Here is an 8709-nt window from a genome sequence, read left to right as displayed (position 1 = left end):
CGATTGGCGAAAATACGTTGGTGAAAATGGTGAAAAATATATTGACGCTAACATGAGGTCGGTCAGGGCGTCCAGGCGGGGCGACGCGAGGCTCAAGTCCCTGCTGATCTTCTCGTGCAACAGCCTGGTGAGGTCCTCGGGGCGCTACGGCGAGTACTACCGGGCCTGCAGGGCGCGGGGCATGGGGCACGGGCGGGCGCTCAAGGCCGTCGCGAGGAAGCGGCTCAGGGCGATATACGCCGTGATGCGCGACCGGGTGCCCTACCGGGAGTAGCCCCGACGGTTGACAAAACTATAGGAACACCCAACGATTGCCCACAAATAGCTGTACGTCAGCATCCAAAGATGTCGAAAAATATCGACTTTGGATGCTGACGTACATGTTTGTGCCGTATGGGTTTGTGCGTTGGGGCCGGCCGACCGCAATAGAACGCTAGAGCAGGTTCTTCTGTATCCACGCGATGATGTCGCCCGACTCGTAGAGTGGCGTGCCGTCAATGAACAGGCAGGGAACTTGGCGCTTTCCGCCGACGGCGATGAGCGTCTGCTCGGCATCGGAATCGGTCGAGATATTACGCTCGGGGATGGTCACGCCGTTATCGGCCAGGAAACGCTTGACCTTTATGCAATACGGGCAGCCGGTCATAACGTAGAGCGCGAGCTCGTGATCAGTAGCCATAGGTCTCCAATCGGTTGAGGTTTCGATTGAAATACCCAAAGCCGCCGCGGTCTATGCACGCGTCAACGACGACTCGATTGCCTGTACCAGAAACGCCGTGGCGCCGGTGCCGCAGGGCTTGTCGTAGTAGTCAACAAAGCGCTGGTCGGCAAGATAGCCGTGGGCGAGGCCCAAGTACGCCTCGTCTTGGGGCTCGCATCCCCAGTTGAGAGCAATCCAGCGACGATGCATCGCGACAAGCTTGCGAGCCTCGCTTCCATCCGGTTCGCCGTCGCTCATGGCAATCGAGAGCTGGCCCAGAATAGCGCGTTCAAGTTCCTTCATGTCGTTCCATGTCTGAGGATCCATATCCAGTAACGTTTCGTTTGCTGCATCGATAGCCTCATCGCCATAGCGCGCCCGCGCTTCGGCGCCGTAGCGCTCCTCGTTTTCTTGCACGGCGCGCCAGCGTTCCAGTTGCGGCAGCACGGCGCCCATGAGCGAGACAGCTTCGTCGAGCGACATACCGGTGTTTTGTGCCAGGCGCGGGGCACAATCCTCGATCATTGCCTCCATCGTAGTGTCGTAGGTGTACTTGCCGTGGTCGTAGCACCACTTGCAGTAATGATCGGTCGCGGTGCCCGCAGCATCGGTGCCGCAGTCGTCGGGTGTGAGCACCATGCCGCAGCTCTGGCAATAGTGCTCGGGCATTTCGAGCAGGTGGGACAGCGGTTCTCCGGTTACGGCGGCAATGAGCTTCATCATGTCGATGCCCGGGGTGACTTCGCCGCGCTCCCAGCGGCTGACGGCTTGGCGCGTGACATAGAGCTTGGCGGCAAGCTGCTCTTGGGTAAGGTTGTTGGCGCGACGGACGGCGATGAGTTTTTCTGCAAAGGCCATAACGGCTCCTTTCTGCTGCTTGTTGGCTTAAGCATACGCGGCGGCCGACGCCCTTCCAAGCAACCGTTGGTTGCAAAAGGGGCGGTCGCGGTGAGGGATTACGCGCATCGCGCATGCCCTCATGCCGTACAATGACCGGCATGAAACCTATTGCACACATACATACCGACCTGCCGCAAAAGTTCGGCATCCCGCGCAACAGCTTTTTGGCGCCCCATCTTGAGGGACGCATCGTCTTTGAGCCGGAATTTGCCTCCAGCGCGGCAGTTGAGGGTCTGGACTCCTTCTCTCACCTGTGGCTGCTCTGGCGCTTTGAAAACGGAACACCCGGCGGCGCGGCCGAAGACATCGCCGCCGATGCCAAGACACAGGATAGGTCCGGCACCAACGCCAAGTGGTCGAAGACCGTGCGTCCGCCGCGCTTGGGTGGAGCCGAGCGCGTGGGCGTATTTGCCACGCGCAGCCCGTTTCGACCTAATCCCATTGGGCTTACCTGCGTCAAACTCGATCATGTCGGGCTTACCGACGATGGCCCCATCATCCATGTGCTAGGGGCCGATCTGCGTGACGGCACGCCCATCTACGACATTAAGCCCTACATTCCGTTTGCGGACTGCCACTCGGATGCGACCGGCGGCTGGATTGAGGATGCGCCGTGGCAAGAGCTCGACGTTGACTTCCCGCAAGCGCTGCAGGAGATGGTCCCGCCCACGAAGCTCCCCGGGTTGGTCGAGGTCCTTCGCCAAGATCCGCGCCGCGCGGGTAGCAAGCACGAGCCAAACCGCATTTACCACTTGGCTTACGCTGGGCTCGACATATCGTTTACGGTTGACGGAACCAGGCTGACGGTAACCGCCGTCGACGACGCGCAGGACTAACCAGCCATTCGTCCGCACCCGTCAAATTAAGCGCCAAGCCCCATGCCAAAACCGCCCACGCTGGTGGACAATAACGCCTACCAAAACAATCCGCTTTGCACGGGAGCTCAGCATGAAATACGACTTTACTTCGCTTATCGACCGCCACGGCATGGACGCCATCGCCGTTGACTCCTGGGGCGAGATCCCTGGCATGGCTCCGAACGCGCCCGACGAGGGCTTCGACCGCATCCCCATGTGGGTGGCGGACATGAATTTTGCCACGGTGCCCACGGTCCAGGAGCACATCATTCAGCGCGCCCAGCATCCCATGTTTGGCTATTTCGATCCGCGCGACGAGTACTTCGACCGCATCATCGAATGGCAGAGCCGACGTAATGGCGTCGAGGGTCTGCTCCCGGAGCATATCGGCTACGAAAACGGCGTGCTGGGCGGTGTCGTGTCGACCCTGCGGGCGTATGTCCAGCCGGGCGATGCGGTGCTGGTCCACAGCCCTACCTACATCGGCTTTACCAAGTCCATCGAAGCCGCGGGCTATCGCATTGTCCACAGCCCGCTTAAGCTCGACGACCAGGGCGTGTGGCGCATGGACTTTGAGGACATGGAACGCAAGCTCACCCAAAACCACATCCACGCCGCGGTGTTCTGCTCGCCGCACAATCCTTGTGGCCGCGTATGGGAGCGCGACGAGATCGAGCGCGCCATGGACATCTATCGCCGGCACGATTGCGTGGTGATTTCGGACGAGATTTGGTCCGACATCATCTTGCCCGGTCACAAGCATATCCCGACGCAGTCGGTGAGCGAGGATGCCCGCATGCGCACGGTCGCCCTCTATGCGCCCAGCAAGACGTTTAACCTGGCGGGCCTGGTCGGCAGCTACCACATCATCTATAACGAGACGCTGCGCGACCGCGTGTGCGCCGTGTCCAATAAGACCCACTACAACGAGATGAATGTCCTTTCGATGCATGCGCTTATCGGCGCCTACCAGCCGCAGGGCTACGAGTGGCTCGATGAGCTCAACGAGGTTATCGAGGGCAACATTGACTACTTCTGCGATTACGTGGACGAGCATTTTGAGGGCGTGTCCTATTCGCGCCCGCAGGGCACCTATATGGTGTTCCTGGACTGCACGGAGTGGTGCTGCGTGCATGGGCACGATATTCAGTGGCTGCTCGACGAGGGGGCGCGTGTGGGCGTGGGCTATCAGGATGGCCGTCCGTTCCACGGGCCTTGCCACATTCGCGTGAATCTGGCGCTGCCGCTTTCGCGTGTAAGGGAGGCGTGCGACCGCCTGGACCGCTACGTTTTTAATGCACGGTAAGTGAGCGCTGCATGCGGGGCCGTCTGCCAGATTGGCTGGAAGGCCCCGTATGGTAAAGCATCTGTAACCATTGAGCGCAAGCGCGGTTTTGTCTGCTAATATCTTTGCTCTTGAGTCTGTAAACAGGAACGTCTGGAGCTCGATGAAAAGACCTCGTCGCTCGGCCGCCATATCGTTGTTTGTTGCGCTTGCAGTGGTGAGTGCCTTTGTCGTGGCGATAGCTGGCTGTTCCGGGTCGAATGACGGGGCCGCGGCGTCTGCATCAGAAGGCGCGGCCGCCTCGCAGGTCAAAGACGACAACCTTAAGACGCTCAACGTCGGCAGCGACCTCTATCCGCCGTTTGTGTATAGCGACGAGTACGGCAATATCGTTGGCCTGGATGTCGAGATTTTGACCGAGGCTTTGGTCCGCATTGGTTACAAGCCAAAATACCAGCTGATCGACTGGGAAAAGAAGAAAGAACTGCTGGCGAGCGGCGAGCTCGACTGCGTCATGGGCAGCTTTAGTATGACGGGTCGCGAAAACGAATATCGCTGGGCCGGCCCGTACCTTGCGAGCCGCCAGGTGGTCGCGGTCGATCCCGAGAGCGATATCTACACGCTTGCCGATCTTGAGGGTAAGGTCGTGGCGGTCCAGTCCACCACCAAGCCCGAGTCGATTCTGCTCAATCGTACCAGTGAAAACGTTCCGCAGATCAAGGAGCTCTACAGCTTTTCGGACCGCTCGTACCTGAACCCGGCGCTCGTCGAGGGCCTGGTCGATGCCATCGCCGCGCATGAGTCCTCGCTGCTTACTTACGAAAAAGACTATGGTGTGACGTATCGCATTCTGTCTGAGCCGCTGCTGGAGGTTGGGTTGGGCACCGCTTTCGATATCAACGACACACGCGGCATCGACGTTAAGCTCACCCATGCCTACCAAGAAATGCTTGCCGATGGCACCATGGAGCGCCTGGTGTCAAAGTATTTTGATGACCCTTCGCCCTTTTTGAATGTGGAGGGCCTGTCATGATTGATGCGTCCGACCACACCGCTCAGGAGCGGGGCGATCGTTCGGCACGGGAATGGCTCATCGTCGTCCTGTTGGGGATAGCGCTCTCGATTGTTGCCGGCGTGACGAGCTACGCCTACACGACAGCTCAGGCCGAGCAGCGCTTTGCCGACGTTGTCGATTACGTGGCGACACAGAGCCTTTCCTACGATGCGTTCAACAGCGCCTATGCGACCAAAAACCTGATTCGCGTTATGGAGATCGCCGGAGAGGCGGCGCGCGATATGGAGCGCGACGGCTCGGTGGATAACGCTACGTTGGAGCAATATGCTGACCAGTTTAATGTGACAGCGCTGATCGTAACGGATGCATCGGGCAACTTGGTGTCCGAGTCCTCGAAGGATGATGTGGGCTACGAGTCGCTCGCTGCGAATCTCAAAGAGGCGCCTGTGCTGGAGGTGGCAGCCCATCCGCTTAAGTCCTATACCGCTCGCATTACGCTTGCGGACGATTCGGTCGCAGACATTGGCTGCGTGGCCCGGCGGGACGGTGAGGGCATCGTTGTCGCGGTGAGGCACCAGAGCGCCAAGGCGGTCGCGAGCAATACGCTCAAGTTGCAGAGCTTGCTCGATGGTTATGAGACTATCGATAGCGGCAATATCGTGATCGAAAACGACGGTAAGGTCGTTGCGACCAACGCTGCCGAGCCCGCCGTGTCAGGCGTGTTCGATTTGCCTGCGACGGATGCCATCGTTGTCAACGGCATTAAGGAGCGTTGCCTGGCTGGTAAGGTCAGATTGGTTAACGACAGCGGTGAGTGGTATCTGGGCACATTTGGTAAAGCGCGCGATTTTTACGTGTACACCTATGCTCCCGCGCAGCGTTACTTTGAGGTTGTTGCCGCTGTTGTTGCCAGTGTGTTGGCACTCTACGGCGGTGTTATAGCCACTGTTGTGTTGGTGCGCCGCCGCGCCGAGAGCCAACGCTTTGCCGACCTGTTGCTGCAGGAGCGCGACTATGGCGACAAGCTGGCAAAAGCGGCGCGCGAAGCTTCGTCTGCCAACTCTGCAAAGACGGAGTTCCTGCGTCGCATGAGTCACGACCTGCGCACGCCCATCAACGGCATTCGCGGTATGGTCGAGGTGGGCAATGCCAACGCGGACGACTTGCAAAAGCAGACTGAGTGCCGCTCAAAGATCTGGACGGCGTCGGGACTGCTGCTCGACCTTGCGAACGAGGCACTCGATATGAGCCGCTTGGAGAGCGGGCAGGTCGACCTGAATCTCGTGCCTACAGATATGGTGGCCCTCAACCGTGAGGTGTGCGATATTCTGGAGCGCCAGGCCGAGGAGCGCCTGGTGACAATTATCTGCGACCAACGGACTCTTGATCATCCCTATGCCCGGGTGAGCGTGACGCACCTCAAGCGTCTGTTGCTCAATATTGCCGGTAATGCCGTCAAGTACAACCGCCAGGGCGGCTATGTTCGCCTGACATGCCGCGAGGTGGAGCCGGTGGACGGTGTCCCCGTCTATGAATACACGATCGCCGATAACGGCATTGGCATGAGCGAGGAGTTTCAACAGCACCTCTACGAGCCGTTCAGCCGCGAGGAACAACAGGTGGAAGGCGCTTCATCGGGAACTGGCCTGGGCGCGTCTATTGCCAAACAGTTGGTCGAGCTTATGGGCGGAACCATGAGCTTTACGAGCGCCTTGGGGCAGGGGACGACGTTTACCATTTGCCTGCCGTTTGAGAAGTGCAAGAGTTCCGAGATTCCCCAGGCAGTTCGCGTGGATGCAGGCGACAGCGACGTGCTCCAGGGCCTGCGCGTTTTGCTCGTAGAGGATAACGACCTGAATGCCGAGATCGCACAGTTTACGCTCGACCGCGCCGGTGCCGTCGTGACACATGTCAAAGATGGCGAGTCTGCCGTCGAGACGTTTGCCGCGAGCGCGCCGCACGAGTACGACGTGGTATTGATGGACATCATGATGCCCGGCATCGATGGCCTTGAGGCCACGCGTCAGATTCGAGCGCTCGATCGCGAGGACGCCGCGACCACGCCGATTATCGCCGTGAGCGCCAATGCCTTTGCCGACGACCGTAGGCTTTCGCGCGAGGCGGGCATGAACGCGCATCTGAGCAAACCCGTGAGTTCTCAGGATCTCGTTGAGGCGCTTGCGCACATAGCCGCCGACGCTTCATAAACAAATGGCTCGGTTCCAATACTGGTTGGAACCGAGCCATTTTGTTATTTGTGGGACCTGTTTTTGGGCTTACTTTTCATGGATCTGCTTGCCGCAAAGATGCTCAATCGAAATCTCGTAGAGTTGGACGCCCTTGATGTCTTTGGCGATTTCCTCTTCAACTTCTTCGGCAGAGGGGTAGTACTTAAGCGCGAGCTGGCGGACTTTGTCCTCGATAAACGCAGGTGTCTCATTTACTAGGCGGCAACGACCAAAGACCACGGTGCTCATAACATAGGGAGCCCAGTCATCGTCTTTGTACCACTCGTTGCCGTAAACGGTAAAGCAGACTTTATCATCACGCCTGAGTGAATCGACCTTGTGGCCAGCCTTGGCACCATGGAAATAAATCTTGTCGTGCTTGGCGTCAAAGAAGTAGTTGACGGGAATGGCATACGGGTAGCCATCGTCGCCGTTGACGGCAAAGACGCCGCGCTTGCAGGTGGTCAGCAGTTCACGTGCTTCCTCGTCAGTGATGGCGCGTTTCTTTCGACGCAGGGGCCTAAACATCGTTGGCTTCCTTTCTAACTGTGCATGGTGGGTGAGCACAAACTATAGCGAAACAGTTCCGTTTTTCTTGATGCGGGCGAGGATGTTTTTGAGCTTGTTAAAGTCGAGCGGTTTGGGCAGATGGGCGTTCATGCCGGCATCGTGTGCCGCCTTGGCGTCCTCGGCAAAGGCATTGGCGGTGAGCGCGATGATGGGGATGTCGGCTGCATCGGCCTTCTCGCTCAGACGAATCGCGCGAGTTGCCTCGTAGCCATCCATACCCGGCATCATGATGTCCATCAGGATCGCATCGAAGCTGCCGGCGGGACGACTAGTGTATAGTTCGACCGCTTCTTTGCCGTCGGCGGCGCGAGTTACGACGATGCCTTCGCTTTCGAGCAGGGCCTGGGCAATTTCGGCATTGAGCTCGTTGTCTTCGGCCAAAAGAACGTTCATGCCGGCAAGCGAGCGGCTGATCGCCTGCTCGTCCGCACCTTCTCTTGCCTGAGGGTTCTTGTCGATATCGAGCGGAATCTGGACGTTGAACGTACTTCCCACGCCGACCTCGCTCGAAATCTCAATCGTGCCTCCCATCATGTCTATGAGCGATTTGACGATCGGCATGCCCATGCCAGTTCCCTGAAATTTACTGCGGGCATCGTTGCCCTCTTGGGCAAACGGTTCGTAGATGTGCTTTAGAAACTCGGGCGACATGCCGATGCCGGTATCCGAGACGCTAAAGCAAAACACGGCGTGCTCGTCGTCGACCGGTTTGATGGTCGATGAGAACGTGACGGTGCCTCCGTGCTTGTTGTACTTGATGCTGTTGTCGAGCAGGTTGACAAGGATCTGCCGAATATGGGTGGGGCTGCCGATCATATATTGGTCGACAGCGTAGGGCTCGCTGGTGTCGAGCATGGTTATGCCGCGGTCCGATGCGCGGAGCTTGCACAGTACGAGCGCATTGTCGCACAGCTCTTTAAGGTTGAATGATTCGTGCTCGAGCGTCACTTTGCACTCCTCGATCCTGCCCATCTCGAGGATGTCGTTAATCAGTGACAGCAGGTGATTGGCGGCAACGCGCGCCTTGGCGCGGCTTTCGCGGGCGACCTGCATGTCGCCTTCTCTCAATTCCTCAATTTCGATAAGGCCCAGGATGCCGTTGAGCGGCGTGCGGATGTCGTGGCTCATGCGCGTGAGGAAAGCGGTTTTGGCGG

Annotated in this window: 8 protein-coding genes and 2 pseudogenes; 5 read left to right on the top strand and 5 right to left on the bottom strand. The window is 58.6% G+C overall.

The annotated features are described in order from the left end of the window. Nucleotides 1-274: pseudogene (locus tag DWX63_RS04775) on the top strand (hypothetical protein); the annotation flags it as partial. 159 nt (nucleotides 275-433) lie between these two features. Here the strand turns inward: DWX63_RS04775 and DWX63_RS04770 are convergent. After that, nucleotides 434-679 (bottom strand): glutaredoxin, encoded by a 246-nt coding sequence (locus DWX63_RS04770; RefSeq protein WP_117635838.1) that lies wholly within the window; start codon nucleotides 677-679, stop codon nucleotides 434-436. A gap of 51 nt (nucleotides 680-730) precedes the next feature. Beyond that, nucleotides 731-1558 (bottom strand): TipAS antibiotic-recognition domain-containing protein, encoded by an 828-nt coding sequence (locus tag DWX63_RS11205; protein ID WP_117647358.1) that lies wholly within the window; start codon nucleotides 1556-1558, stop codon nucleotides 731-733. A 140-nt stretch (nucleotides 1559-1698) separates the two neighbouring features. On the opposite strand from DWX63_RS11205, the gene DWX63_RS04760 reads away from it, so the two are divergent. From DWX63_RS04760 to DWX63_RS04745, 4 genes are all read left to right on the top strand, one after another. Then, nucleotides 1699-2436, top strand: coding sequence for a tRNA (N6-threonylcarbamoyladenosine(37)-N6)-methyltransferase TrmO (locus DWX63_RS04760; protein WP_233514473.1), 738 nt, complete (start codon nucleotides 1699-1701; stop codon nucleotides 2434-2436). A 112-nt stretch (nucleotides 2437-2548) separates the two neighbouring features. Beyond that, nucleotides 2549-3763 carry a MalY/PatB family protein gene (locus tag DWX63_RS04755; protein WP_117635836.1) on the top strand — a complete coding sequence of 405 codons (1215 nt, stop codon included), beginning with the start codon at nucleotides 2549-2551 and terminating at the stop codon, nucleotides 3761-3763. 175 nt (nucleotides 3764-3938) lie between these two features. Next, nucleotides 3939-4775 (top strand): ABC transporter substrate-binding protein, encoded by an 837-nt coding sequence (locus DWX63_RS04750; RefSeq protein ID WP_233514472.1) that lies wholly within the window; start codon nucleotides 3939-3941, stop codon nucleotides 4773-4775. Next, nucleotides 4772-6964 (top strand): ATP-binding protein, encoded by a 2193-nt coding sequence (locus tag DWX63_RS04745; RefSeq protein WP_117842972.1) that lies wholly within the window; start codon nucleotides 4772-4774, stop codon nucleotides 6962-6964. The genes DWX63_RS04750 and DWX63_RS04745 overlap by 4 nt, the downstream gene beginning before the upstream one ends. A gap of 69 nt (nucleotides 6965-7033) precedes the next feature. Here the strand turns inward: DWX63_RS04745 and DWX63_RS04740 are convergent, their stop codons facing one another. The 3 genes and pseudogenes from DWX63_RS04740 to DWX63_RS11670 all read right to left on the bottom strand — a co-directional run. After that, on the bottom strand, nucleotides 7034-7513 hold the full coding sequence (locus tag DWX63_RS04740; protein WP_117842971.1) for a pyridoxamine 5'-phosphate oxidase family protein: 480 nt from the start codon (nucleotides 7511-7513) through the stop codon (nucleotides 7034-7036). Between the two features lie 42 nt (nucleotides 7514-7555). Continuing rightward, nucleotides 7556-8371, bottom strand: a complete 816-nt coding sequence (locus DWX63_RS11675) for an ATP-binding protein (protein ID WP_370445872.1) — start codon at nucleotides 8369-8371, stop codon at nucleotides 7556-7558. 150 nt (nucleotides 8372-8521) lie between these two features. Next, nucleotides 8522-8695: pseudogene (locus DWX63_RS11670) on the bottom strand (histidine kinase dimerization/phospho-acceptor domain-containing protein); the annotation flags it as partial. Nucleotides 8696-8709 lie beyond the last annotated feature (14 nt).

It is taken from the genome of Collinsella sp. AF20-14LB (genome assembly GCF_003459505.1).
Classification (GTDB): domain Bacteria; phylum Actinomycetota; class Coriobacteriia; order Coriobacteriales; family Coriobacteriaceae; genus Collinsella.
The sequence above is the reverse complement of the archived record's forward strand: the minus strand, read 5'-3'. Positions and strand labels throughout refer to the sequence as shown.

What these genes read in the sequence shown, in the direction of transcription:
- DWX63_RS04755 (WP_117635836.1), top strand. Translation starts at nt 2,549, where the DNA reads ATGAAATACGACTTTACTTCGCTTATCGACCGCCACGGCATGGACGCC.
- DWX63_RS04760 (WP_233514473.1), top strand. Translation starts at nt 1,699, where the DNA reads ATGAAACCTATTGCACACATACATACCGACCTGCCGCAAAAGTTCGGC.
- DWX63_RS11205 (WP_117647358.1), bottom strand. Translation starts at nt 1,558, where the DNA reads ATGGCCTTTGCAGAAAAACTCATCGCCGTCCGTCGCGCCAACAACCTT.
- DWX63_RS04770 (WP_117635838.1), bottom strand. Translation starts at nt 679, where the DNA reads ATGGCTACTGATCACGAGCTCGCGCTCTACGTTATGACCGGCTGCCCG.
- DWX63_RS04745 (WP_117842972.1), top strand. Translation starts at nt 4,772, where the DNA reads ATGATTGATGCGTCCGACCACACCGCTCAGGAGCGGGGCGATCGTTCG.
- DWX63_RS04740 (WP_117842971.1), bottom strand. Translation starts at nt 7,513, where the DNA reads ATGTTTAGGCCCCTGCGTCGAAAGAAACGCGCCATCACTGACGAGGAA.
- DWX63_RS11675 (WP_370445872.1), bottom strand. Translation starts at nt 8,371, where the DNA reads ATGATCGGCAGCCCCACCCATATTCGGCAGATCCTTGTCAACCTGCTC.